We start from the raw sequence: 24,335 nt of genomic DNA, 5'->3' as shown, positions 1-24,335 counted from the left end.
GATCCTCGGCCGCCTAGACGACCGCTTCGATGTACGTCCTTGGTGATCTGTGGGCAGGCCCGGTACTACTCGCCCCGCGCCTTGGCGATGATCTCCTGCGCGACGTTCCCGGGAACCTCGGCGTAGGAGTCGAACTGCATGGTGAAGACAGCCCGGCCCTGGGTCTTGCTGCGCAGATCACCCACGTAGCCGAACATCTCGGACAGAGGCACGAGCGCCTTGATGACGCGCATGCCATGCCGCTCGTCCATGGACTGGACCTGGCCGCGGCGGCTGTTGAGGTCGCCGATCACGTCGCCCATGTTCTCTTCGGGCGTGGTGACCTCGACGGACATCATCGGCTCCAGCAGCGTGGGGGACGCCTTGCGGGCGGCCTCCTTGAACGCCATGGAACCGGCGACCTTGAACGCCATCTCCGAGGAGTCGACCTCGTGGTAGGCGCCGTCCTGCAGGGTGACCTTGACGCCCACCATCGGGTAGCCGGCGAGGACACCGAACTCTGCGGCCTCCTGGCAGCCCGCGTCGACCGACGGGATGTACTCCCGCGGGATGCGGCCACCGGTGACCTTGTTCTCGAACTCGTACCCGTCGGACCCGCCGCCCAGCGGCTCCAGGTCGATGATCACGCGGCCGAACTGGCCGGAGCCACCCGTCTGCTTCTTGTGGGTGTACTCGACCTTCTCGACCTTGCGGGTGATCGTCTCCCGGTAGGCCACCTGCGGCTTGCCGACGTTGGCGTCGACCTTGAACTCCCGCTTCATCCGGTCGACGAGGATCTCCAGGTGGAGCTCGCCCATGCCGGAGATGACGGTCTGGCCCGTGTCCTCTTCGGTGCGGACCTGGAAGGACGGGTCCTCCTCGGCCAGCCGCTGGATCGCGGTGCCCAGCTTCTGCTGGTCGGCCTTGGTCTTCGGCTCGATCGCGACGTGGATGACCGGCGCCGGGAAGTTCATCGACTCCAGCACGATCGGGTTCTTGTCGTCGGACAGCGTCTCACCGGTGGTGGTCTGCTTGAGACCCATCACCGCGACGATGTCGCCGGCGCCCGCGCGCTCGATCTCGGTGCGCTTGTTGGCGTGCATCCGGTAGATCTTGCCGATGCGCTCCTTGCGCTCCTTGACGGAGTTCATCACGTTCGCGCCCGACTCCATCACCCCGGAGTAGACGCGCACGAAGGTGAGCTTGCCCAGGTGCGGGTCGCTCGCGATCTTGAACGCCAGCGCGGAGAACGGCTCGTCCTCGCTCGGCTTGCGGGTGAGGACCTTCTCCTCGTCGCGGACCGCGTGGCCCTCGATGGCCTCCACGTCCAGCGGCGAGGGCAGGTAGCGGACGATCGCGTCCAGCAGCGGCTGCACGCCCTTGTTCTTGAAGGCCGTGCCGCAGGTCACCGGGGTGAGCTTCGCGGCGATCGTCGCGCGGCGGATGCCGTCGTGCAGCTGCTCCACGGTGGGCTCCTCGCCCTCCAGGTACAGCTCCATGATCTCGTCGTCGTTCTCCGCGAGGGTCTCGACGAGCTTGTCGTGCCACTCGCGGGCCGTCTCGGCGTGCGACTCGGGGATGTCGACGACGTCGTACATCTCGCCGAGCTTGGCCTCCTCGTTCCACACGAGGGCCTTCATACGGACGAGGTCGACGACGCCCTTGAAGTCGGCCTCGGCGCCGATCGGGAGCTGCAGCACCAGCGGCGTCGCGCTGAGCCGGTTCTCGATCATGTCGACGCAGCGGTGGAACTCCGCGCCGACCCGGTCGAGCTTGTTGACGAAGCACATGCGCGGCACGCCGTACCGGTCGGCCTGGCGCCACACGGTCTCGGACTGGGGCTCCACACCGGCGACGCCGTCGAAGACCGCGACCGCACCGTCGAGCACCCGCAGGTTGCGCTCCACCTCGATGGTGAAGTCGACGTGGCCGGGGGTGTCGATGATGTTGATCGTGTGCTTGACGTCGTCGACGGGCCATTCGCAGGTGGTGGCGGCGGAGGTGATGGTGATCCCCCGCTCCTGCTCCTGCTCCATCCAGTCCATGGTGGCGGCGCCGTCGTGCACCTCGCCGATCTTGTAGCTCATCCCCGTGTAGTACAGGATGCGCTCGGTCGTCGTGGTCTTGCCCGCGTCGATATGGGCCATGATCCCGATGTTGCGGACCTTGGCCAGGTCTACACCGGTTTTGGTAGCCACTGTCGTCCTCGCGTCGTCTCTCGTCGTTGCAGATCCGCCGGGATTACCAGCGGTAGTGGGCGAAGGCCTTGTTGGACTCCGCCATCTTGTGCGTGTCCTCGCGCTTCTTGACAGACGCGCCGAGACCGTTGCTCGCGTCGAGCAGCTCGTTCATCAGCCGCTCGGTCATGGTCTTCTCACGGCGCTGCCGGGCGTAGAGCACCAGCCAGCGCAGGGCGAGGGTCGTGCTGCGGGCCGGCCGCACCTCGACGGGGACCTGGTAGGTCGCGCCACCGACGCGGCGGCTGCGGACCTCCAGCGTGGGCTTGACGTTGTCGAGCGCGCGCTTCAGCGTGACGACCGGGTCGTTGCCCGTCTTCTCGCGGGCGCCCTCCAGGGCGTCGTACACGATGCTCTGCGCGATGGAGCGCTTGCCGTCCAGGAGAACCTTGTTGATGAGCGCGGTGACCAGCGGCGAGTTGTACACCGGGTCAGCGATCAGCTGGCGCTTGCCAGCGGGGCCCTTGCGCGGCATCAGCTCTTCTCCTTCTTCGCGCCGTAGTGGCTGCGCCCTTGCTTGCGGTTCCGGACGCCCTGGGTGTCGAGGGAACCGCGAATGATCTTGTACCGAACGCCGGGGAGGTCCTTCACACGGCCGCCGCGCACGAGCACGATCGAGTGCTCCTGCAGGTTGTGGCCGACGCCGGGGATGTAGGCCGTGACCTCGATCCCGCTGGTCAGCCGGACACGGGCGACCTTCCGGAGCGCGGAGTTCGGCTTCTTTGGCGTCGTCGTGTAGACGCGCGTGCAGACGCCCCGGCGCTGGGGGCTGCCCTTGAGCGCGGGCGTCTTGTTCTTGGTCACCTTGTCCTGGCGGCCCTTGCGGACCAGCTGCTGGATCGTGGGCACCGCGTCTCCGTCTTCCTCGTACCGAGCCGGTAAGTCCTATTGCTGCAATCACCACCTCAGGTGAGGCTGTGACCTGCCGGTTTCCCGACCTCTCCGACCCACGCGGTCGGGCGTGTCGCCACCCCACGGAAATACAACCGCGCGAAACCGACACAGACCGCCCGGCCCTTAACTGGGCCGAATCAAGCCGGGGAGTAGATGCGGCGCTGGGGCTGGCCTCCCGGCCTCGCCGACGCGCACGCATAGCGGCCCGCACACAGCGGGCACAAGTGAAGAGGTTACCGACCACTCAGCCAAAGTGCAAAGCGGGGAAGGGAGGCGTGCTCATCGCAGCGCTCTCCTTCTTCGGGCCTGGCGGCCCTCCATCGTCGAGCACTGCTGCGATCGCTGGCATCGCTCCGGCTCGCCTTGCGGCTCGCTGCGCGATCAGGTTCTCGCTTCGCTCGAACCTGGCTTCGCACGCGATCGCAAGAGCCGGGGTATGCGACGGCCGGGGGCGCCTCTGCTGCATTGTTACCCACATCCCCGCACTTGGGGAAGTCGTGGAGCAGCTTTTGTGCGTTCCCGGCCGTCTCGCGTTCTGGGCGTGTCGCGTCCTACAGGACGAAAGCGACCACCAGCACCACGATGATCACCACGGCGGCGACGGCGCCGCCGACCAGCAGGAGGGTGTTCTTGTTGCCCTTGCCCTCTTCGGCCCCGTAGGTGGACGGCTGACCGTATTGGCCCTGCTGTCCGTACTGCGGGTGCTGGCCGGGCTGGCCTGGCTGGCCGTATGCCTGCGGCTGGCCGAACTGCTGGCCCTGCTGCTGCTCGCCGCCGGGCTGGCCGAACTGCTGGCCGTAGCCCTGCTGGGCCTGCTGACCGAACTCCTGCTGCTGGCCGTACGCCTGCTGGCCGAACTGCTGCTGCTCGCCCTGCTGGCCGCCGTACTGCTGCTGGCCGTAGCCCTGCTGCTCGCCCTGGCCGGCGGGCTGGCCGAAGCCCTGCTGCTCGCCGTAGCCCTGCTGCTGCTCGGGCTGACCGAAGCCGGGCTGCTGGCCGAACTGCTGGCCCTGCTGCTGCCCCTGCTGCTGGCCCCACTGCTGCTGGCCGATGTCGAGCCGGGTGTGCTCGGCCATCCCGGACGACTCGGCGGCGTGCCGGCCCTGGGAGGCGGCGGACGGGTCGAACGCCTCGGTCGGGCGCGCGTCCTCCACGTTGCTCTCGCCGGGCGGGCGGTACAGGTCGTCCACCGAGGGACCGGTCTGCTGCGAACCCGCGCCGTAACCGGAGTCGGGCGGCGGCACCATCATGGTCCGCTCGTGGTCGGCCTGCCCCTGCTGACCGCCCTGCTGACCTGCACCGGGCTGGGGCTGACCGGCGCCGGGCTGGCCCGGCTCGGGCGTCCAGGGCTCCGGCGTGGACGGCGGGGTCGGGGCCTGCCACGGCTCGGCCGGGGCGTCGTGCTTGCGCTCGGGTCCGGTCGCGACCGGGATGTCGGTGCCGGGCGACCAGTGCAGCGTCGCCTGGTCGTCCACCACGGGGCGCTGCTGCTGCTCGGGCTCGCCGGCGGCCGGACCGGGGACGATCATCGTCCGGTCCGCCGCGGACTCCTGCTGCTCGGCCTGCGGCGCCTGCTCGCCGGGCGCGCCGGCCTCGGGCGACGCGAACCCGCCGTACTGGGGCTGACCGTACTCAGGCTGTCCGTACTCAGGCTGGCCGTACTGGGGCTGCTCGTACTGGGGCTGCTCCTGCGGCGCACCGTGCATCGGCTGCTGCGGGTACCCGGTCTGCTGCTGCGGGGGCTGCTGTCCGTACTGCGGCTGCTCAGGCTGCTGGCCGTACGAGGGCTGTTCCGGCTGCTGGCCATACTGCGGCTGGCCGTACTGGGGCTGCTCGTACTGGGGCTGCTCCTGCGGGGGCGGGAATCCGCCAGGCCCGGGGGGCGCGCCGTAGGGCATCTGCCCGGCGGGCTGGCCGTACTGGGGCTGCTGGTCCTGCGGAGTTCCGAAGGGGGGCGGGGGCGGGGGCTGCTCGCCGAACTGCTGCATCGGCTGCTCGACCATCGTGGGGGGCGGCGGAGGCGGCGCCTGCCGTTCCTCGTCGCGGGGCTGCGCCGGCTGAGCCGGGGGACGGCCACCCAACTGCGGAGCACCGAACACCACGGTGCGGTCTCCCAGCGGCCGGGCGGGGGGCTCCTGGCCCTCCGGCGGCCTGGGCTGCCCCTCCTCCTCCGGCATCGGCCGCTGCGGTCCCTGCGTGCCGTCGTTCTCGGTCATCGTCGGGCTCCTTCAGCGCCGTCGTCCCGGGGCTCCTCAGCTCCCGGAAGTCCGGAGGCGCGCGGCGCATAACGCGGCCTCCGAACCTTGTCACCCATGTCCCCACGTGGCGGTCTTGCCATGCGTGGGCGTTCTCGCCCCCAGCCTGCCCCGATCGCCGGTGGTATCGCAAATCACCACCCCTGATAGACGCGGGACGCCCCCGGCGCGTTCCGCCCCGGAGGCGTCCTCCGCCGGGATCGTCAGGAATGCCCGATAACCCCGTGGGGGCGGTACGGGGCTTCCATCCGCTCTATCTCCTTCTCCTCCAGCCGGAGGTCCGCCGCGGCGATCGCATCGTCCACGTGAGTGAGTTTTGTCGCTCCCACGATCGGCGCGGTCACCCCCGGCTTGGCGAGCAGCCAAGCGAGCGCCGCCTGCGCCGGCGGGACACCCCGTCCCGACGCGACCTCGCGGACGGCGTCGACGACGTCGAAGTCCGATTCCGTGTACAGGCTGTCGCCGAAGGAGTCGTTCTGGGACCGGACGGTCTTGCGCTCGCCGCCCCTCTCCCGGTTCCCCGCGAGCATCCCCCGCGCGAGCGGGCTCCACGGGATGACGCCGACCCCCTGGTCCACGCAGAGCGGGATCATCTCCCGCTCCTCTTCTCTATAGATGAGGTTGTAGTGGTTCACTTCATGCGGGAACTACTGCGGAGGTAGTACATGTCCTCGTCCGGCTCCCTGATCCCGGTCGTCTCCTACGCGCGTATCTCTGCCGACATCCGGCGGGATTCCCACGGCGTCAAGGATCAGCACAAGGCCAACCGGGAGACGGCGGCGCGCTACGGCTGGACGGTGGTCCACGAGTTCACGGACAACGACAAGTCGGCGGCCAAGTTCGAGGTGGTCCGCGACGACTTCGAGGCGATGTTGACCGCGCTGCGGACGGGCCGTCTCCCGGACGGCACCTATATAGAAGGTGTGGTGATCCTCGCTGAGGATCGTCTGGCGCGTCGGCCTGGCGACTACGAGCGCTTCGTGGAGGCGTTCACCTATCAGGACAACCGAGTCTTCGCGGACCAGCGCGGGCCGAAGGACCTCTACAGCGAAGACGTAGAGAGCATGGGTCTGTTCGGAGCGGTCATCTCCAAGATGGAGGTGCGCAAGATGCAGCGTCGTATGCGGCGGTCGCATCGGGCTCGTGCGGAGGAGGGGCGTCCGGTCGGCGGGCCTCGTCCCTTCGGCTGGAAGGAAGACCGGCTGAGCCTCGACCCGCGTGAGGCCGAACTACTGGCCCAGGCAGTCAAGGACTTCCTGAGCGGCCGGTCTGTGCACTCGATCGTCAGGGACTGGCAGGACAGAGGAGTGAAGACGGCGCGCGGCAACGAGTGGAGCGTCCGGTCCCTCAAGGTCGCGATGTGCAGTCCCCGCATCTGCGGATGGCGGGAGATCCACGGCGAGTTGGTTCGCGGGGCGGACGGCGCACCCGTTCAAGGTCAGTGGGAACCGATCGTTGACCCTGAGCAGTGGTCGGCCGTCCGGGCGGTCTTCGAGAGCCGCAAGGGACACTTCGTCGGACGTGACATGAAGATCGGACGTCCGCACCCTACGGACTACCGGGACCACACCTATCTACTGTCGGGCATCCTGCGCTGCGGGCGGCGACTCCCGGACGGGACGCTCTGCAACACGCCTCTTCGCGCCAACCCGCAGAAGGATGGGCGACACACCTACACCTGCCTGAGCCGCTCCGAAGGTGGCTGCGGTGGCGTCTCCCGGCGCGGTGACCTGGTGGACATGTTCGTCTCAGAGGCGGTGTTGGCGAAGCTCGAAGAGGCGTCGTTCTCCTCTGGCGCTGACGACGCGGCGTGGCCCAAGGAGTCCGATCTCAAGGAGGTGGAGGAGCAGTTGGCGGAGCTGACCCGGCAGTGGAACGCGCGGCAGATCACCAACGATCTGTTCTTCAAGCTGGTCCCTGGGCTGGAACAGCAGATCAGCGGCCTCCGCGCGGGGAAGAACAAGCATGAGGCCGCCGTGGCGGCGAAAGCGGCGCAACAGGAGACGAGCGCCTCCGAGGTGCGGCGCCGTTGGTACCTGCCAGAGACGGAGGGCGGGTTCCCGATCTCGGTGAAGCGGACCTATATACGGTCGGCCCTGCACGCGGTGATCATGTACCCGGCTGGCAAGGGCAACAAGAAGTTCGACCCTGACCTACTCGACCCGGTCTGGCGCGAGGACTGACGGTCCGTCGACGCCTGAGAGCGGGCCCCGCGTCATCATCGGCGCGGGGCTCGACTCGTGTCAGGCGGCGTAGGTGTTCAGCACTTCGCGGACCTCGGGAACGTCGCCGTACGGCTCTAGCTTGGTGAGGACGACACGGTTCCGTTGGGCTGTCCTGTCGCTCGCGAAGTCGGCCGAGAGGTCGAGCATCCGGCGGGCGGTCCTGGCGGCCTCCTCGGGCTCGTTCGCGTCCACCAAGGCCACGGCGAGCCATGAGAGGTACAGCGCCAACTCACGAGTGTGTGTCGAGTCGTACCGTCCGAGCACCTCTTGCAGGAGAGGCACGGCGCGCAGCGGCTTGCGAAGTTCCGTGTAGACGCGGGCGTCCATCACGTCGAGTTCCTCCGGAGAGACCCAATACGCCCACTCGGGCGACTCCTGCGAGTCCTCGCTAGCCATCGCCTCGTGGGCCTCCACGAGAGCGCGCATCGCTGGTTGGGCGTCACCTGCCTTGGCATGTGCCCATGCGACGCGGTCAAGGTAGAGCGCGCGGGCCTTGGCTGGCGCGTCCGGCCCTGCCTCCTCTAGCGCAGCATGGGCGAGACTGACGCCGTCGTCCTCGTGGTCGGTGTTGGAGAGTTGATAGGCCAGACTCCCGGCGAGGTTGCCCACAAGGGCGAGGTCTCCGGCCTCTCGGGCGGCCGAGACTCCGAGCCGGTAGGCGCGTGCGGCCTGGTCGTGCTCGCCTGCGTCGCTGGCGATCCATCCCGTGATCTGGGCTATCTCTCCGATGCTGCTGAGAAGCGAGCGGCCGGTGTCCTCGGAATGCGTGGTCTCGCGGTAAAGCCGGACGGCTCCGTCCAACTCCCTGAGCGCGGGGGCGAGTAGGTCACCACCTGCTATCACGTCGTCGGCGAGCCGTAGGCCGTGCGCACGGTCGGCGAGAGCGGCGGCTGTGGTGGCTCCGACCCGGCGGCCTGCGCTGCTCTCCAAGGGCCCAAGGTCGACACTGTCGGGCAGGAAGTAAGCGAGTGCCTCGGCCGGACTACGCATCTCGGTGCCGATGTCCTCACCTCGCGCGTGGGCTGCTGCTCGTTCAAGGGTGTCGTGCGGCACGCTGAGGGCCGTCCCCAGGGCGGGGAGCCACACATCGGGAACGCGCTCGCCTCGCTCCCATCGGCTGATCTCGTGGCGCGTCACTGACGCAGTGCCAGAGATGCGGCAAAGCGCCTCCGCTAACTGCCGCTGGCTCTTGCCCGCGTCTCGGCGCATCCGTGCGAGGTACGCCCCGAACCGCTTGCGTTTCGCATCGCCCACGCTGGCCCCCTCTCTCCCTCAAGTCTGGCCCCTCCCTGGCCCCCTGTCTGGTGCCTCTAGGAGATCCAGCGCGAAAGACAAGCTCAGAGCCATGGAAACGCGGCGTGCGGCGCCGGTCAACCGAGATCGTGTCTGCCGCCGCCGCTCCGGTCCATCCCCCGGCGCTCGTTGAAAGGACGGTCCATGGCAACGGAGGCAACTGAGGTGACGGAGGCGCGGCGGCTGCGTGTCTGGGCGCTGGCGCGGGCGCTCAAGTCCCACGGGTACGCGGTGGAGGTGGCCGAGTCTCTCCCACTGCTGGCGGTCCCGGCTTCCTTCGGGGAACCGGTGGCCGTGCGCTGTGATCAGCGGGCGGTCTGCGGTGGTGAGTTGTGGTTCGTCTTCGGTGGCGGTGGCGCCATCGCTCCGGCCGACGACGCGCACATGGCCGATGTGGTGGTGGCGGTTAAGGGCAAGCTCGCCGCGCAGGCCGATGGGTAGGCACTCGTCGGCCGAAGTAGTCACCTGGTACGGACGGGCCACGGGGGCATGGTGGGCCATGGTCCCCTCGTCGAACGGGCCACGGCTGGTGGAAGCGGCCAACCCTCGTGAACTGCGGGAAGCGATCGAGAATCCGTCGACCTGGCCATGGCCCCAACGCAAGTTCCTGGCTCGTCCGCCCGGCCGGTGACGACGTGAGGGCCGCGGCTTCCCTTGCGCGCTGACAGGGTCGGGGCCGGTCGATGGCCGTAGGCCACCCCGTAGGGGCGACCGAAGGGAGTCAGCCGGCGCCGTTGCGGCAATTCCGTCTCAAGCGGCGCCCGGCCTGGAAGCCGCTGCCCGGCACCTGTGCGACAAGCCTTCGCGCGGGGCCTGCCTCGGCTTGCGCGGTGCGGCACGGGCGGGCCGTCCACGGTGGGGCGGGGCGGTGGTCGGGGCCGCGCCGCGAACGGCCCCCAAGGCCGCACGCGCAAGGCGCGGCGGCCGTCCACGGTCCCGCCCTGCGGTGGGCGGGCCCAACCCCGCACCCGGCCCCGCGCCCACCTGTGACGAGGTCAGTCCCTGAGCATCGGCTATGCCGCAGTTGAAGCTGGACGGTTCCGGACTTGCGCGGGGGCGGGGCCTCGTAGCCTCGACCGGCGGACGGGCAGCACCTGCCTGCCCGCAATGGCCCGTCGCGAGGCCCCGCGAGGGGTCCCCGCGCAAGTACGGAACCGGCCAGCGGCACCTGTGCCCGGCCCCGTGCGCGGCCCGTAGGGCCGCCTTGACCCTGTAATGAAACTCCTCGACGTCGGGGGGTCTGGGCTAGCTCGCCTTCCGCTCCTCGTCACGCTCGGTGAGCCCTCGGCGGATGGCTCTTGCCTCCTGGATGCGGTTGCGGGCTTGCTCGGCCCAGAAGTGTTCGCCGTGCATGAGGCCGCTTCCGAGGTACTCCCACTGGCCGGTGGTCACCGTGGCGCGGTTCGGGTCGGGCTCGGGTCGGCCTTCGGCCTGACGGGCTGCCTGGGTGGCGTGGTCGGCTCGGGCCTGGCGTAGCTCGGAGAGGGTCACTGAGTAGCGGCGGGACTTGGAGGAGAAGTGCCCGCCGTAGCCAAGCATGTGGGCCCAGTTGCGTAGCCGTAGGTCGTGGTACTCGGGCAGGTCGGCAAGGGCGAAGCACGTCCAGATCATGCGGCGGGCGTGTTCGGACACCTTCAGCGAATTGATCTGGGTTGCGAAGCGGATGGGGCGGTCTACGGTGCCGGAGTCTTCGGCGCCCTTGGTGGCGTACTTGGCGATGTAGCGGGCTACGTGCTTGTCTGCGATCCCGTCCAACTCGGCGGCTACCTGGATGGCCTGAGTGTCGAGTTGACGGCCCCACCGCAAGAGGAGCGGCGGGCCCGTCCCCTCCCGATGCGGGGCCGGTACCTCGACCTGTGCGGCGGCGGTGCGCAGCGTCCGCTCAAGGAGTTCGGCGGTGGCCCATGGGGGCGGGGGCTGGTCGGGGCCGTCTGGCCCGTCCAAGCGGACGACGGCGTGGAAGTGAATGAGGCCGCGTCGCTGGTACTCGATCACGCGGGCATACGACACGCGGGCCTGCTCGCGGAGGGCCTTGTGGGTAATGCCCAGCTCGGCCGTGATCAGCCGGGGGACGGTGAGGGTGAGGCGTCGCCACAGCTCGGGGGCATGGGCGTTCCACAGCACGGCGGCACGGTAGTCGTAGCAGTCGACGCAGATCGGTTGCCCTACCTGCGGGTCGTCGGCCTGGTGCCGCGCCAGGCACCCTTCGGGGCGGCCGTGCTCACACACGGGGTCGTCTCGGCGGGGTCGGCACGGCTGGGTCTTCCCGACCTTGGCCCGGTGGGCGTGGACGGCACCGAACGAGGGGGCGGTGAGGGTGAGGAACACGCGGGGATGGTCGCTGACCGCCTCGGGGACGCCCTTGCCCCCGGTCAGTCCGGAGATGATCAGGTGGTAGGTGTCGTCCCGGTAGACCTCGGCGCACGCGGCGCAGCGGGACGCGCGGCGGTTGCCGCACGCGGTGATCAAGAAGCCGGTCGGCTCGTCGGCGGTCGAGTAGGACTCGATCAACTCGCCGGTCTCACCGTCCAGCGTGATCCGCTCGCCGCGTAGGCGTACGGGCTGCTCGCACCCTCCGGCGGACCGGATCATCTGGTGCCAGCGGTCGAAGTCGGGCATCGCCGCGCGCTGGACGGCGGCCGCCAGCTCGGGCGGTAGGTCGGGCATCTGCGGGCCGCTCATGCCGCGTCCCACAGGGTCTCGTCGTCCTGGCCGTTGGCGGCCTGGTCCTGCTCGGTGAGGACTCCTTCCGGGGACAGCGCAACTCCGAAGATCGTCCCGACCTGACGCCATTTGGCGTCTGTCCAGCGCGGGGAACGCTCGGCCTGGCGCTTGCCCCATGCGATGGCTTCCGGACTGGGTTCCAACCCTGGTCGCTCCTTCTCTCGGTGGAAGGAGTGCGCGGTGTGCTCCGCGACCGTGGGCACCTGACTGCGGGCATGCTGACGCCAACCCGGTGGTCAGATGCTTTCGGCGAGTGGCGTATCTGAGAGAAGTTGGTAAGGGCGATCGGTGTGTGAGGCTTGTTCAGCGGAACGCCTTCCGCCTGGCGCCTATCTCCGGTGCCGGGAGCCCACCCCGGCGGGCAACTGCCCGTGCGTAAGTGATGTCGTGTTGTACGGCTGCCTGTTTGTCTGAGGTCCCCTCACGAGGTCTCGGTGCCGGTGCCGACCCGGCGTGCCACTCGCCTGTCACGAAGACGCTCGCGCGACTCCGTGATCAAGATTGCCACGTCCAGGTGCCGACCAAACCTCGACAAATCCGGGCCTGCGGGCCTTCCGGACTGTGTGGGGTTGTCCGTGAGTAACCGCTGGCGTCCGGTGGTGTCCGGTGGTGACTGCTGACGTACGGCTGTCTGGCGCCCTAAAGTGGCGCACATCACACTAGGTTGGCGCTCCAAGTGCGGGCCCTGGGGCTGTTCAACTCGTCGGGGGGCGTTCCGACCGCGATGACTCTGCGTGGTCGGGATCAAGTCTGATCAAACCTGCATGAAGTGAAGTACTATTTGTAGTGGTTCTGCATGGAGACGAACTTCGTCCAGCCGTGCTTGTCGGCGACGTGCTGCGCCTTGGCGAACTGCCAGGCGTACATGCTGGACGCTCCGATGTACCGCGCCTTGCCCGCCTTCACGACGTCGTGCAGGGCCTCCATGGTCTCCTCGATGGGCGTCCCGTAGTCCCAGCGGTGGATCTGGTAGAGGTCGACGTAGTCGGTGCCGAGCCGGGCGAGGGAGGCGTCGATGCTCGCCATGATGTGCTTGCGCGACAGGCCCTTGTCGTTCGGGCCGTCTCCCATGGGGAGGCACACCTTGGTCGCCAGCACGTAGTCGTCCCTGCGGGGGAACAGCTTCGGCAGGAGCCGTCCGGTGATCTCCTCACTGACGCCCATCGAGTACACGTCGGCGGTGTCGAAGAACGTCACGCCGCCCTCCACCGCCCGCCGGACGATCGGCTCCGCGGCGTCCTCGTCCAGGGCCCACGGCCGAACCGCCGGGTCGCCGTAGCTCATCATGCCGAGGCAGATCCGCGAGACCTTCACACCGGTCTTTCCGAGACGTACCTGTTCCATGGGGGTTCTCCTTTCAACGGTCTCCACGGTGCACCGCCACCCCGGCGATCACCAACCCCACTCCGGCGATCTCCGCCGGGGCGGGCGCCTGCCGCAGCACCACCAGTCCGGTCACGGCGGCGGTCGCCGGAAGCAGCGACACCATCAGCGCGTAGGTGGCGCGACTGAGCCGCGCCATCGCAAGCTGGTCGCAGACGTACGGGATGACGGACGAGGAGATCCCGACACCGACCCCCGCCGCGAGCGCAACCGGATCGCCCAGTGCGGGCACGGCCTGCACGCCGCCAATGGGAAGGACGAGCACACTCGCGACGACCATCGCCATGGCCAACCCGTCGATCCCCCCACCCCCCGACTGGGCGGCCTTGTGGGCGACGACGATGTACAGCGCGAACAGTGCGGCATTGGTGAAAGCGAAGACGAACCCGAGCGGCTCCCCTTCTATCCGCACCTCCGTCAGGACGTACACGCCGCCGACCGCCGCGACGAGAGCGGCGATGTTGCGTCTTGTCCTTATACCTAGGGCGGCCAGGACGACGACGGGCAGGAACTCGATCGCCGCCACGGTCGCCAGGGGCAACCGTGCGATCGCCATATAGAAGGACGAGTTCATCGCCGCGAGCACAGCGCCCCACACCAGCATCGTCCGCCAGGTGTGGCGCGTGAGCGTCTGCCAGGGTCTGCGCCAGACAGCGAAGACGAGGGCGGCGCTCCAGATCCTGATCCCGGCAACGCCCAGAGGGCCGATGCGGGGGAACAGCAGCACGGCGAACGAGGGACCCAGGTAGTGGAAGACCGCACTTCCGACAAAGTACGACCAGGGCGGAAAGCGCATGGTCGTATCGTCGGCCGGTCCGTAAGTTGGAGGAATGGCGAACCGAAGGGGCCGACCGGGCCGCGCCTACGAACCCAAACCGCTCGACCCGATCGACCTACGGATCCTCACGGAGCTGCAGCGGGACGGCCGGGCGTCCCTCGCCGAACTGGGCCGCCGCGTCGCCCTGTCCGCCCCGGCCGTCGCCGAGCGCGTCCAGCGCCTGGAGGACACCGGCGTCATCACGGGCTACCACGCCACCGTCGACCCCGTCGCGCTCGGCTTCCCGATCGCCGTCCTCGTCCGGGTGAGCCCGAGCCCGCGTGAGCTGAGCCGCATCCCAAAGATCGCAGACGAGATCCCGCAGATCGTCGAATGCCATCGCATCACGGGTGACGACTGCTTCTACTTCATCGCGCACCTGCGCGCCGTCGAGGAACTCGAACCGATCCTCGACCGCTTCACCCCGTACGCGAAGACGACGACGTCGATCCTCCAGTCGTCCCCGGTCCCCCGCCGTCCCCTCCCTCTCGCCTGACAGGGACCTCGGCCGGGAGGGGCCCTGTCTGCCAGGGCTTGGCTGACAGGGCTCGGCTGACAGGGCTCGGTCGGCCGGGGCGCGCCTAAAAGATCGTCGGGAGACGCAACCGCGGCGCGGGCTTCGGGATAGAGGGGATGTCAGCACTCCCCCAGACACGGAGACGCCCTCTATGAAGAGACGCCCATGGCCGTGTTGAGCCACGCCCGCGACGAGCTCGACGACGCGGCGCTCGTCGCCGCCTCGCTGGACGAACCCGAGGCGTTCGGTGAGCTGTTCCGCCGGCACGCGCCGCGGCTCCACGCCTACGCCAGGCGGCGGCTCGGGACCGCCATGGCCGACGACGTGGTCTCCGAGGCGTTCTCGACCGCGTTCCGGCGCCGCGACAGGTTCGACGGCCGCGCCGAGTTCGGCGCCTGGCTGTGGGGCATCGCCAGCAATCTGATCGCCAAGCACCACCGCCACGAGACCCGCATGTACCGGGCGTTCGCCCGGACCGGCGCCGACCCCGCCGAGGACGGTGTCGCCGACAGGGCGAGCGAGCGCGCCTCCGCGGCGGCGTGCGGACCCGGCCTGGCACGGGCGCTGGCCTCGCTGGGCGCGCAGGACCGCAACGCCGTCCTGCTGCTGGCGTGGGGCGAGATGTCCTACGCCGAGATCGCGGTGGCGCTCGGCCTGCCCCTCGGCACCGTCAAGGCCAAGATCCACCGAAGCCGCGCCAAGCTGCGCAAGGCCCTCCCCACACACGCCCTCTCCGAGGAGTAGAGCATGGACGAAATCGATGCCCTGCGGCAGATGCGGACCGGTCTCGCGGTGGAGGAGCCCCCGGAGCGGCTCGCCCAGCGCATTGACTGGCAGGACGGCGGCGGAGCTCGTCCGCGGCCCCGCCCCCGCCCCCGGCCCCGCCCCCGCCCCCGCAACCGACGCCGTATGCGGATCCAGCTGGTGAGCGCGGCCGCCACGGTCGCCGTCGCCGCCGGGACCGTGGCCGTCGTGGTCTCCACGGGGGACGGCGACCCGACCGGCAAGCCCCGCGTGGAGAACACCGTCCCCCTGAACGGCAACGTGCTCCTGGTGGCCGCGACCAACGCCGCGAAGGCGCCGGCGGGGAAGTACTGGCACACCAAGACCGTCATGGGCGAGATCTACGCGGTCGGCAAGAGCGCCGAGAACCACTACAAGGTCGATTCGAGGCAGGGGAACGAGATGTGGACAGACCGGACCGGTCTGCGCCGCGGCACCCACTTCGATCTCCAGGGTCTCCCCGTCACCCCGCAGGACAAGCAGAAGTGGCAGGCGGCAGGGTCACCGTCCTGGGTCCACGTGCCGAATCCCGAGGGGGGAGGCGGACAGGTCAACCTGGACATGTCCCCGAAGACGGGCGGGGGAGCCCCGTGGCCGGCGTCCGTCGAACGGTTCTACGGCATGACACCGGGACAGATCGCCGCGCTGCCCACGGAGCCGGAGGCACTGAAGAAGGTCTTGCTGGGCCTCAAGGGGCATTGGCACGCGGTCTCAACGGACGGTGAGAAGGAGGAGCCGATCCGCGCCTTGCGGGGGCAGGAGCGTGTTCGGGCTCTCAGCGATGTCGCCGGGGAGCTGCTGTCCACCGAACCGGCGCCGCCCAAGGTGCGGGCAGCGGTCTTCCGGATGCTGTCCGACATGCCAGGCGTCAAGCCCGAGGGCCGGACGACCGATCCGCTCGGCCGCGTCGGAACGGTGGTGTCGCTCCCGCTGAAGACCACCACGCCCCTCGGCATGTTCACCGCCCCCAAGCAGCTCGGAACCTACCGGCGCCAGTTCATCGTCGACCCCGCCACCGGTTCCCTGCTGGCCATCCGCGACCTCGTGGCCACGCCGCCGCACGGCAGCCGGCCGCTGCCCCCGGGAGACGACGGCAAGCCGCGCGCGCTGAGGGCGCAGGACATGCCCGACCGCTTCCACAGGCCCGGAGAGACGGCCGCCTACCGGGCGTTCGAGATCACCGAGTGGACCGACGCGGAGCCGCCGCGCTGAGCGTCCCTCACATGACGAGGGGCATGACGAGGGGCATGACGAGGGGCCCGTCCCATGCGAGACGGGCCCCTCATAGCGCCGGATCCCCCCAGCGCACTGGACCCCCTCCAGCGCACCGGCCCCAGCGCATTGGGTCACTCGGCTCACCGGTCCCATCGGCGTGCCGCGTGCCCTGGGGCTATGCGAACGCGTGGCACTCCACCGTGGCGCGGCGTTCGGTCATGCCCTGCTGGACCGCCGAGTCCACGCACGCGCGCTGCTTCTCGTTCAGCTTCGGCTGGCCGCACTGCTCAACGCTGGAGTAGGTGCGGCAGCCCTGGCGCGTGTTCTGGTCCCCGGAATGGGACGCCTGGGCGGCGGCCGCGCTGCCCAGTCCCCCGATTCCGACCACAGCGGCGATCAGTGCACCGGTCATGACCCTCTTCATCAGCTTCTCTCCCCGTCGCGTCCTTCAAGCAACGAGAGCGTTCCTCCCCGGCCCCCTTCACCCCAAAACCCGACAAAAGAGTAAAAAACGACGACCATCTTCCAGGAATCGGCCCAGGTCAGCGGACGAACTCGGCGCGCACCCCCAGCAACCGCACAGGACGCCGCCCGGTGAAGCGGGCGAGCGCGGCGAGGGCGCCCTCCTCGATACGGGACGGCTCGATCGTCGGCGTCTCCAGCGTCCGGCCGTGGGTCTGGGTGATGAACGGCGCGTACCTGACCTTGACGACGACGCGGGCGACGTCCCTGCCGTCCGCGGCCACATCGTCGGCGACCCGCCGCGCCAGCCGGACGACCTCCCGGCGCACGTCCTCCCAGTCGTCCAGATCCTGCTGGTACGTCGTCTCCCGCCCGCACGAACGCGGGACGTACGGTGCGTCGCTCACCTGTGAGCCGTCCCGTCCCTGTGCGAGCCGCACCAGCCACGGCCCGGTCGTGGGGCCGATCTCCCCGGCCAGGACGTCGGGATCCGCCGCCGCGAGGTCGGCCACCGTGGCGATGCCGAACGCCTTCAACCGCTTGGCGGTCTTGGCCCCGATACCCCACAGTGCGTCGACCGGCCGGTCGCCGAGCACCTCGAACCAGGTCGCCCCGGTGAGCCGGAAGACCCCGGCCGGTTTGCCGAACCCCGTTGCCAGCTTCGCCTGGAGCTTGTTCTCCCCGATGCCCACCGTGCATTCGAGCCCCGTCGCCGCCCGGACCCGATCCCGGATCTCCCTGGCCGTCGCCTCTGGATCGTCGCCGTCGACCGCCAGGAACGCCTCGTCCCACCCGAGGACCTCGACCACGAGGCCGAGGCCGCGCAACGTCGCCATGACCCGCTCCGAGACGGACTCGTAGAGCTCCCGGTCGACGGGCAGGAACACGGCGTCCGGGCAGCGGCGCGCCGCCGTGCGCAGCGGAAGGCCGGACTGGACGCCGTACTCGCGCGCCTCATACGAGGCCGTGCTGACCACGCCCCGCTTCGTGGGATCGCCGTCGCCGCCGACGACCACCGGCCGCCCGCGAAGCTCCGGACGGCGAAGCACCTCGACGGCCGCGATGAACTGGTCCAGATCAACGTGCAGGACCCACCGACCCACACCCCCATTGTCCCCTCACCAGCACGAATACATCCCTATGGACCGGACGCGAACCCGTCCCCACCGTGCTCCCGGCGCGTCCCTGTCGCCGTTCAATTCGACGGGCCCTGTCTCCGCCTGCTGCTAACTTGCCGCCATGACATGGCAAGAGTTCGGACCTGAGCGAGTGGGTCTACTGAAGGCGTTCGAGTCCGGCTCTCCGCTGCCGTTCCGCCTGAAGATGCGCGGCTACCACCGCCTCCAGGTCGAGGCGTTCTTCCGCAAGCTCGCCGAACTGGCCGGCACCGAAAGCCCGCCCGAGATCGAGCCGCCGGCCTTCGTGGTCGTGATGCGCGGTTACGACCGCGCCCAGGTCGACGCCTTCCTCGACCCGCTCTTCCAGTCACCGAGGAACTGATGCGAGCCCCGGGCGTCCAGCCCGAAGTAGGGCGAGAGGCACCGTCCGATCCTCCGCCGAGGGAGCGATGAGCGCCCCGTCCCGCACGCGCGCCGAGCGACGCCGCGACACCGAGCACCGGCTCACCCACGACGTCGACGTCTGGGTGGCCAGCGCGTCGCCGGACGGTGCGCCCTACCTGGTCCCGCTGTCCTTCGATTGGGACGGCGAGGCGCCGCTGCTCTCCACGCGGGCGGACAGCCCGACCGGCAGGAACCTGGCCGCCACCCGATCCACCCGGCTGGGACTGGGCCTCACCCGCGACGTGGTCATGATCGAGGGCACGGTCGAGGTGCTCGACACGGACGCGCTGCCCCAGGAGCAGGGCGACCGCTTCGCCGAGCGCACCGGCTTCGACCCGCGCACCCTGACCACGCCGTACCGCTGGTTCCGCGTCACCCCGCGCCGCGTCCAGGCATGGCGCGAGGAGAACGAACTCTCCGACCGCGACCTGATGCGCGACGGCCGCTGGCTCCCCTAGCCAGACACGTCGGACACCCTGCGGCCTGCGTGATCATGCCTGCTCGTCTAGTGGCGATCGCCTTCTGGAAAGAGCCACTCCAGTGCGGCCAGGGACTTGCCGAGGTACGCGCTGAAGCCGGTCTCAAGCCCGTAGGCCATGTCCTCCAGTACGCCGCACCTGGCGTAGAAGCCTGAGCGCAGCTTGATCTCCCCGACGCCGACGCCGGGCAGATACGCGTCCAGGGCCCGGTCAAGAGCGGCGGGCCCGAGATCGCGGTAGAGCAGACCGAAGTCACGGGCCGGGTCGGTGATCGCGGCGTCGCTCCAGTCGATGACCCCGGTCACGACCCACGCGTCCGGGTCGATGAGGACGTGCTCGATTCCCAGGTCGTTGTGGGAGAACACCAGCTCACGCGGGCCGTCCGGGGGCGAGGTGTCGAGGAACGCCTCCACCGCGGGACGGTGCACCGGCGGCACCGTCTCGATGATCGTGGCGTAGATCTGCGCGGTCTCCTCCAGCCACACGGTCATCGGCTCGTCGTCGGTATCCGCCAGGTCCACCATCCGGCCGACCGGAACAGCATGCAGCGCCCCGAGGAACCCCCCGAGCTCGGCGGCGACCGAGTCGATGTGGACCGCCCGTTGTCGCGGATCCGCGTCGATCAACGGAAGGCCAGGCAGCTTGAAATAGGCCAGGCACCCCTGCTCGACGACCGTGAAGGTGGGCTTGGGCACAGCCAGCGGCGACACATCCGCAACGGCGGCAAGAAGGCGACCCTCATCGCGAACGCGCCCAGCCCGCTCCGCAGGATCGGACTCCTTACCGAACCGGACGATCAACTCGTCATTGACCTGAAAGGCGACGTTGTCCTCGCCCTCCCCCAGCAACACCACGGAGTCAACGCGATAGCCCGGCATATGCGCAGCCACCACATCCCGGACAGCCGCGGCCAGGTCACCCCTCCGACTCGCCACGCGCCGCCCCCGCCCGGCCCTGAACCTTCATCACCCAACGACGCTATCGCGCGAGCCCAGCCATGAGCACCGCAAACACCCGCAGCTCCACGAGCAGCTCGGCCCATCCGGCCGCCTACTCTCACGTGGCCGGCTCCCCATGAACGGCACCCACCCAACTGTCGGCGTCGCATCCCCAGATCGGCCGCAATTACAGGGACTCCGGCGGCGGAGCTCGTCAGATCGGCCAGCCCACGACCGGGCTGGCCGCGCGAATGACGTCAACTCCACCGGAATGCTTGAGCCGCTGGATGGGCGGGAGATGCCTAACACGCTGCGGCGTGAACGTAGCCAGCTGCGCAGGTGTGGGGAGTCGGAGCCCCTGCCACCATGCACCCCGCAAGAACGGCGACCGCGCGGTTCGCGTTGTCAGGGATCGGCGGGATGGTGCGCACCAGCGGTTCCGCCCCAGTAGCTGTCGCGGTCTATTGGCCGCGAAGACCTCCAACTGAAATTGGCTGGACGTGCCGGGATGCAGAGTCGGCCCGGCACGCGGGCCGACCTGCAGCGGGGCCGCCCGGACGGCCCGTCGTCCGCACGAGGTCGTCCAAAGCCAGCAGCGCCCAGTGCGCGCTCCAAGTGCCTGCCAACGCCCTGGTCGGCGCGAGTGAGAGGAGGCGTCGGGCATCCGCCGAACAATCCAGTCCGCTCGGCGAGTAGGGCTTCGATGCGCCGCGCGCGTAGTCAGCCAGCAGCAGTGCCGTCTCGTTGGCTTCCGTTCCGGAGTTGGCGAAGGAAACCCTTGCGTCCGGGATGCCGGCGCGGTGATGCCCATCAGAACAGGTCGGCCAGCGGCGGGCGTGCCGCCCTCGGCCATGAGCTAAGGAGCGCTGGTTGGGCCGCTATGGAGGCACAGGCCGAGGGACTGGCGGAGGGACTGGCCGTACCGGAGCCTTCAGGCTGTGAGCCGACACGATGTGCAGGCATCTCGGATTCTGAGGAGGACCGGAACGGCCAGTAGCGACAGAGAGGCCGGGCCGGCCGTCAGCGGTGGAGTTGACGTGCGGGGGTCGGCGGTGACGGCCGCAGCTACCCCTACCGCGATCGACAGGAATCGGGACCTGGCGACTTCCTCCCCTTCGCGGCGCGGACACTTCCTGGGTCGATCGCGCACCGCAACAGTCCGGTTCCCCTGGGGGTGCCAAGTTGGTCCTGCATGACTCGGTGCAATTCGCTTCGCGCCCGGGGCGCTTCTCCATTCGGCGAAGCGCCGGCAGAGGCTCTACCAGGAGGCGCCAACACCGAAGGGACCTACCGCTAGGCACAACCGGTGGGGGGCCCGAACACCCTCTCCACCAACACCTCTCGATCAGCAGCGTGGCTCCGCCCATCACCCTGCGGAGGCGTCGGCGCAGGTGGCACCGCCCGCTGAAACGACTTCCACAAACTCCCCTGCCCTGAGCGCTCCATCATCGTTACGACGAAGCACCATCAAGCACACCAAACGAAACGACCATCTAAGCGGCCCAGTGGATGGTGTTGGGTGGCTCGGTTGTTTGCAGCTCGGTTCGTGGGTGGGGTGTTCGCGGCTCGACTGTCTGCGGCTCGGTGGTCCGCGGCTCGGCGGTCCGCGGCTCGGCGGTCCGCGCCTCGACGGTCCGCGCCTCGACGGTCCGCGCCTCGACGGTCCGCGCCTCGACGGTCCGCGCCTCGACGGTCCGCGCCTCGACGGTCCGCGCCTCGACCGACCCCGGCGCGGTGGCTCGCAGCTCGGCGGTCCGCAGCTCGACGGTCCGCGCCTCGACGGTCCGCGCCTCGACGGTCCGCGCCTCGACGGTCCGCGCCTCGACGGTCCGCGGCTCGGCGGTCCGCGCCTCGGTGGTCCGCGCCTCGGTGGCTCGCGGCTCGACCGACCCCGGCGCGGTGGCTCGCGGCTCGGCGGTCTGCGGCTCAGCTATTCGCCGCTCGCTTGGTCGCGGCTCCTCCGTCGAAGGCTCGACCATCCATGGCTCGGCTGTCCATGGCTCGGCCGTCCATGGCTCGGCTGTTCGTGGCTCGGCTGTTGGTGGCTCGGCTGTTGGTGGCTCGGCTGTTGGTGGGTTGGTGTTTTGTGGGTGGTTGGTTGGTGTGCCGGGTGGGTGGAGTCGGTAGGTGTAGCGGCCGGTGGCGGGGTCGTGGGTGGTGTGGATGTGTTGGAGGTTGGTGTGTTTGTAGCGGTTGTGCCATCCGCAGCACAGGGCGAGTTTGTCGATGTCGGTGGGGCTGTTGCCGAGGGCCCATCCGTTGACGTGGTCGACCTCGCACAGCGTCCCGGGCACCTCGCAGCCCTGCACCGCGCACGTGGGATACAGCGTCTCCAGAACCTGGCGCTGGGCGGCGGTGGCGAACCGGACCTTGTGCCCCAGGTACAGAGGCGTGTTCCCGGTGCCCAGCAGCAGGGGTGAGACCCCGGCGGCCAGCGCGATGCGGCGGGCCTGGGGCGCGGGGATCGGTGTGCCGTCGGTGAGGCGGGCGGGTGCGTGGCCGCCGGTGAGGGTGTCCAGGTCGCAGATGACGGTGACCTTGGTGGCCTTGTGCCCGCCCGACAGCACGCTCGACAGTGCGGCGGCGGTGCGCTCGGGCAGGTCGCGGTGGTCGTCGGGCCCGGCCGGCTTTGCCAGGGGTGCGAGGGTGCCGTCCCAGACGGCGGCGTCCTCGGCGTTCAGCCAGCCCTTGATGTAGCGGCCGCCCTCCAGCGAGCGGGTGGAGTCGATCCAAGACCGCTCGTAGCCGCGCTGCACGTCCACGGGGGCCGTCTCGTGTCCGTCGCGTTCGGCGATCACCTCCCGGATGCGGCGGCCCAACGCCGCCACCTTCCCGGGCGAGAACCCCTGGCCGATCATGTCCAGCAGCAGCGTCTCGGCCTTCGCGCAGTCGTCATCGTCCAGTCGGGCGACGGCGTCGGCGACCGTGGTGGCGTAGCCGTAGGACAACTCGCCTCTGGCCAGGAGCTCGGCGACCACAGGGAGCCGGTGGCGGTGGCGGGCTAGGGTGACGCGCTCCTTGGCGCGCGCGTCGCGCATGCCCAGCCGCGACCGCAGCCACGCCTGCGTGGACGGCAACCCCCACCGGCGCGTCTCACCCGCCGCGTCCACACGGGCGACGAACCCGGCCAGCGCGGCCTCATGGGCGTCGGAGGCGGCGGCTAGCGTCTCGGCGAGTTCCATGCAGGCCGCTGGGGATTCGGGAGCGGGGCGGGTGGCGAGTTCGGCGGCGATCGCGGCGGCGGCGTCCACCAACTCCTGGGTGGACGCCACACCGAGATCCATATCCGTGACCGAACACATACACAGAGTATATCGAACTGGTGGACGAACTAGTGCGGGATTGGAGACTGATTACTGTCACCGCAGAGATAGGTGCAGCTTGGGACTGGAATCATATTTCGCGTTACCAGAAGAGTCAGACATATCCCCCGTAACGCCCAGTTCACCAACTTTGCGAATGCCATCAAGGGGACCAATCTGGTCAGCGGCTTCGCCATGTCGCATGGAACCTACGTTCAGGATTTCTCCAGATAATTGGCGAGTTCGCTGTCAGCAGGCGACCCGCACCCTTAACGGTGACTCCTCCTGCTTCAGCGGACCGGCAGATGGCGCCTGTCAGTTGGCGGCTGCACCCGACTCGGATCGCTTACCCATCGAGAAGTGCCTGGTGGTTAGCCTGCGCCAGCCGTTGACCTCTGCCAGCAGTTATCCCCCTGATGGGCTGGTTTTTCCTAGCGAACCAACTCTTTCTATGTCGAGACCCGGCACCTTGGGGCACTGTCGGGCACCGCCTCTGACCTAGGCCGTGCACGCCCTGGCATGAATTGCACCCTGTTCTTGATCGCCGGTGGGTTTCCGGACCACCGATGCACTTCCTGGCTGCCAGTGCGCTGCTCAACCTGTACCAGGGGTCGCCCTCGCGCCGAGCCGACTCCCTCAAGCGGGCGAGGTTCCTTTGATGGGCGGGTTTACTTTATGGGCTGCCTTGCTTTGGAGAGCGGATTCCCTTGTCGGTGAAGTGGCTCTTGGAGGAGTGGGGTGGCGCGTCGGGCGGGGCAGGCGGAGCCTGCCCGACGAAACCTGCACCAGGGGCCGCAGAGGCTCCGAAGTCGAGGGTGGGACGAAGTCCCATCGCGAAGCGACGCCGAAGGCGCCCTTGATTTTGGAGGGGCGGCCCCGTACGCAGCGCCACCCCACCCGGTGTCCCCACCCGGTGTCCCCATCCGGTGTCCCCATCCGGTGTCCCTACCCGATGGGCCCTACCCGATGGGCCCTACCCGATGGGCCCTACCCGATGGGCCCTACCCGATGGGCCCTACCCGATGGGCCCTACCCGATGGGCCCTACCCCATGGGCCCTACCCAGCATCCCCACCCGGCCACTCAACCCGGGTATTGCGGCCAAGGGCAGGTGGGGGACCTCGTCTCATCACTCGCCGTCGGGTGGGAGACGCCGCTGCTGGTGGAGGAGGTAGGCCACTTGGGCGAACTACTGAATGCGCACCTTGAGCACTTCCTGTGACGGGAGCGAACGCGGCGGGGGCGGAAGAGCGCGTGCCCCTACCTGGAGT

20 protein-coding genes and 1 pseudogene are annotated in these 24,335 nt (G+C 69.3%); 7 read left to right on the top strand and 14 right to left on the bottom strand.

The features are described from left to right. Nucleotides 1–65: 65 nt before the first annotated feature. The 5 genes from fusA to AB0C21_RS22560 all read right to left on the bottom strand — a co-directional run bounded on the left by fusA (nt 66) and on the right by AB0C21_RS22560 (nt 6,000). Nucleotides 66–2,177 carry an elongation factor G gene (gene fusA, locus AB0C21_RS22580; protein ID WP_149258913.1) on the bottom strand — a complete coding sequence of 704 codons (2,112 nt, stop codon included), beginning with the start codon at nt 2,175–2,177 and terminating at the stop codon, nt 66–68. Between the two features lie 43 nt (nt 2,178–2,220). Further along, a complete protein-coding gene (rpsG, locus tag AB0C21_RS22575; protein WP_067806994.1) occupies nt 2,221–2,691 on the bottom strand; it encodes a 30S ribosomal protein S7 in 471 nt (156 codons plus the stop codon). Continuing rightward, nucleotides 2,691–3,065 (bottom strand): 30S ribosomal protein S12, encoded by a 375-nt coding sequence (rpsL, locus tag AB0C21_RS22570; RefSeq protein WP_021597495.1) that lies wholly within the window; start codon nt 3,063–3,065, stop codon nt 2,691–2,693. The genes rpsG and rpsL overlap by 1 nt, the downstream gene beginning before the upstream one ends. Before the next feature lie 596 nt (nt 3,066–3,661). Next, complete coding sequence (locus AB0C21_RS22565) at nt 3,662–5,326, bottom strand: hypothetical protein (RefSeq protein WP_500206675.1); 1,665 nt, start codon at nt 5,324–5,326, stop codon at nt 3,662–3,664. Nucleotides 5,327–5,568: 242 nt separating this feature from the next. Beyond that, entirely contained in the window at nt 5,569–6,000 is a 432-nt protein-coding gene (locus AB0C21_RS22560; protein WP_500206674.1) for an aldo/keto reductase, read from the bottom strand. A 30-nt stretch (nt 6,001–6,030) separates the two neighbouring features. Between AB0C21_RS22560 and AB0C21_RS22555 the strand changes: the two genes are divergently transcribed. Beyond that, a complete protein-coding gene (locus AB0C21_RS22555) occupies nt 6,031–7,548 on the top strand; it encodes a recombinase family protein (protein ID WP_500206672.1) in 1,518 nt (505 codons plus the stop codon). A 60-nt stretch (nt 7,549–7,608) separates the two neighbouring features. Here the strand turns inward: AB0C21_RS22555 and AB0C21_RS22550 are convergent, their stop codons facing one another. Further along, complete coding sequence (locus AB0C21_RS22550; RefSeq protein ID WP_500206671.1) at nt 7,609–8,844, bottom strand: helix-turn-helix domain-containing protein; 1,236 nt, start codon at nt 8,842–8,844, stop codon at nt 7,609–7,611. Nucleotides 8,845–9,027: 183 nt separating this feature from the next. On the opposite strand from AB0C21_RS22550, the gene AB0C21_RS22545 reads away from it, so the two are divergent. Beyond that, nucleotides 9,028–9,324 (top strand): hypothetical protein, encoded by a 297-nt coding sequence (locus AB0C21_RS22545; RefSeq protein WP_500206670.1) that lies wholly within the window; start codon nt 9,028–9,030, stop codon nt 9,322–9,324. An 804-nt stretch (nt 9,325–10,128) separates the two neighbouring features. Here the strand turns inward: AB0C21_RS22545 and AB0C21_RS22540 are convergent. The 4 genes and pseudogenes from AB0C21_RS22540 to AB0C21_RS22525 form a co-directional block, all read right to left on the bottom strand. Then, nucleotides 10,129–11,565: a replication initiator gene (locus AB0C21_RS22540; RefSeq protein WP_500206668.1), complete on the bottom strand. Its 1,437-nt coding sequence runs from the start codon at nt 11,563–11,565 to the stop codon at nt 10,129–10,131. After that, nucleotides 11,562–11,750, bottom strand: a complete 189-nt coding sequence (locus AB0C21_RS22535) for a hypothetical protein (protein ID WP_500206667.1) — start codon at nt 11,748–11,750, stop codon at nt 11,562–11,564. Before AB0C21_RS22535 ends, AB0C21_RS22540 begins: the two co-directional genes overlap by 4 nt. A 640-nt stretch (nt 11,751–12,390) precedes the next feature. After that, nucleotides 12,391–12,951 (bottom strand): annotated as a pseudogene (locus AB0C21_RS22530) (aldo/keto reductase); the annotation flags it as partial. 13 nt (nt 12,952–12,964) lie between these two features. Beyond that, the gene (locus AB0C21_RS22525; protein WP_500206666.1) at nt 12,965–13,786 is read right to left on the bottom strand and encodes an EamA family transporter; all 822 of its coding nucleotides are present in this window, start codon (nt 13,784–13,786) and stop codon (nt 12,965–12,967) included. A gap of 34 nt (nt 13,787–13,820) precedes the next feature. On the opposite strand from AB0C21_RS22525, the gene AB0C21_RS22520 reads away from it, so the two are divergent. The 3 genes from AB0C21_RS22520 (at nt 13,821) to AB0C21_RS22510 (ending at nt 16,319) form a co-directional block, all read left to right on the top strand. After that, nucleotides 13,821–14,303 (top strand): Lrp/AsnC family transcriptional regulator, encoded by a 483-nt coding sequence (locus AB0C21_RS22520; protein WP_149258909.1) that lies wholly within the window; start codon nt 13,821–13,823, stop codon nt 14,301–14,303. A gap of 186 nt (nt 14,304–14,489) precedes the next feature. Next, the gene (locus AB0C21_RS22515; protein WP_500206665.1) at nt 14,490–15,068 is read left to right on the top strand and encodes an RNA polymerase sigma factor; all 579 of its coding nucleotides are present in this window, start codon (nt 14,490–14,492) and stop codon (nt 15,066–15,068) included. Nucleotides 15,069–15,071: 3 nt separating this feature from the next. Then, entirely contained in the window at nt 15,072–16,319 is a 1,248-nt protein-coding gene (locus AB0C21_RS22510; RefSeq protein ID WP_500206663.1) for a CU044_5270 family protein, read from the top strand. A gap of 178 nt (nt 16,320–16,497) precedes the next feature. On the opposite strand, the gene AB0C21_RS22505 is transcribed toward AB0C21_RS22510, so the two are convergent. Continuing rightward, entirely contained in the window at nt 16,498–16,746 is a 249-nt protein-coding gene (locus AB0C21_RS22505) for a hypothetical protein (protein ID WP_500206662.1), read from the bottom strand. Between the two features lie 118 nt (nt 16,747–16,864). Further along, nucleotides 16,865–17,887, bottom strand: a complete 1,023-nt coding sequence (locus AB0C21_RS22500) for a DNA polymerase IV (RefSeq protein WP_500206661.1) — start codon at nt 17,885–17,887, stop codon at nt 16,865–16,867. 136 nt (nt 17,888–18,023) lie between these two features. On the opposite strand from AB0C21_RS22500, the gene AB0C21_RS22495 reads away from it, so the two are divergent. Together AB0C21_RS22495 and AB0C21_RS22490 are read left to right on the top strand one after the other, a co-directional pair. Next, nucleotides 18,024–18,284 carry a DivIVA domain-containing protein gene (locus AB0C21_RS22495; protein ID WP_500206659.1) on the top strand — a complete coding sequence of 87 codons (261 nt, stop codon included), beginning with the start codon at nt 18,024–18,026 and terminating at the stop codon, nt 18,282–18,284. Nucleotides 18,285–18,351: 67 nt separating this feature from the next. Further along, the gene (locus AB0C21_RS22490; protein WP_500206658.1) at nt 18,352–18,804 is read left to right on the top strand and encodes a pyridoxamine 5'-phosphate oxidase family protein; all 453 of its coding nucleotides are present in this window, start codon (nt 18,352–18,354) and stop codon (nt 18,802–18,804) included. A 47-nt stretch (nt 18,805–18,851) separates the two neighbouring features. Here AB0C21_RS22490 and AB0C21_RS22485 read toward each other — a convergent pair whose 3' ends face one another. Beyond that, the gene (locus AB0C21_RS22485; RefSeq protein WP_500206657.1) at nt 18,852–19,679 is read right to left on the bottom strand and encodes a phosphotransferase; all 828 of its coding nucleotides are present in this window, start codon (nt 19,677–19,679) and stop codon (nt 18,852–18,854) included. Nucleotides 19,680–21,256: 1,577 nt separating this feature from the next. Next, nucleotides 21,257–23,047, bottom strand: a complete 1,791-nt coding sequence (locus AB0C21_RS22480; protein WP_500206655.1) for an HNH endonuclease signature motif containing protein — start codon at nt 23,045–23,047, stop codon at nt 21,257–21,259. Nucleotides 23,048–24,335: the final 1,288 nt, after the last annotated feature.

The sequence above is a fragment of the Spirillospora sp. NPDC049024 genome (genome assembly GCF_040649235.1).
Lineage (GTDB): Bacteria > Actinomycetota > Actinomycetes > Streptosporangiales > Streptosporangiaceae > Spirillospora.
This window is presented reverse-complemented; position numbering and strand designations above follow the sequence as displayed.

What these genes read in the sequence shown, in the direction of transcription:
- AB0C21_RS22480 (WP_500206655.1), bottom strand. Translation starts at nt 23,047, where the DNA reads ATGGATCTCGGTGTGGCGTCCACCCAGGAGTTGGTGGACGCCGCCGCC.
- AB0C21_RS22545 (WP_500206670.1), top strand. Translation starts at nt 9,028, where the DNA reads ATGGCAACGGAGGCAACTGAGGTGACGGAGGCGCGGCGGCTGCGTGTC.
- AB0C21_RS22505 (WP_500206662.1), bottom strand. Translation starts at nt 16,746, where the DNA reads ATGAAGAGGGTCATGACCGGTGCACTGATCGCCGCTGTGGTCGGAATC.
- AB0C21_RS22510 (WP_500206663.1), top strand. Translation starts at nt 15,072, where the DNA reads ATGGACGAAATCGATGCCCTGCGGCAGATGCGGACCGGTCTCGCGGTG.
- AB0C21_RS22490 (WP_500206658.1), top strand. Translation starts at nt 18,352, where the DNA reads ATGAGCGCCCCGTCCCGCACGCGCGCCGAGCGACGCCGCGACACCGAG.
- AB0C21_RS22495 (WP_500206659.1), top strand. Translation starts at nt 18,024, where the DNA reads ATGACATGGCAAGAGTTCGGACCTGAGCGAGTGGGTCTACTGAAGGCG.
- AB0C21_RS22525 (WP_500206666.1), bottom strand. Translation starts at nt 13,786, where the DNA reads ATGCGCTTTCCGCCCTGGTCGTACTTTGTCGGAAGTGCGGTCTTCCAC.
- AB0C21_RS22555 (WP_500206672.1), top strand. Translation starts at nt 6,031, where the DNA reads ATGTCCTCGTCCGGCTCCCTGATCCCGGTCGTCTCCTACGCGCGTATC.
- AB0C21_RS22565 (WP_500206675.1), bottom strand. Translation starts at nt 5,326, where the DNA reads ATGACCGAGAACGACGGCACGCAGGGACCGCAGCGGCCGATGCCGGAG.
- AB0C21_RS22520 (WP_149258909.1), top strand. Translation starts at nt 13,821, where the DNA reads ATGGCGAACCGAAGGGGCCGACCGGGCCGCGCCTACGAACCCAAACCG.
- AB0C21_RS22515 (WP_500206665.1), top strand. Translation starts at nt 14,490, where the DNA reads ATGGCCGTGTTGAGCCACGCCCGCGACGAGCTCGACGACGCGGCGCTC.
- rpsG (WP_067806994.1), bottom strand. Translation starts at nt 2,691, where the DNA reads ATGCCGCGCAAGGGCCCCGCTGGCAAGCGCCAGCTGATCGCTGACCCG.
- AB0C21_RS22540 (WP_500206668.1), bottom strand. Translation starts at nt 11,565, where the DNA reads ATGAGCGGCCCGCAGATGCCCGACCTACCGCCCGAGCTGGCGGCCGCC.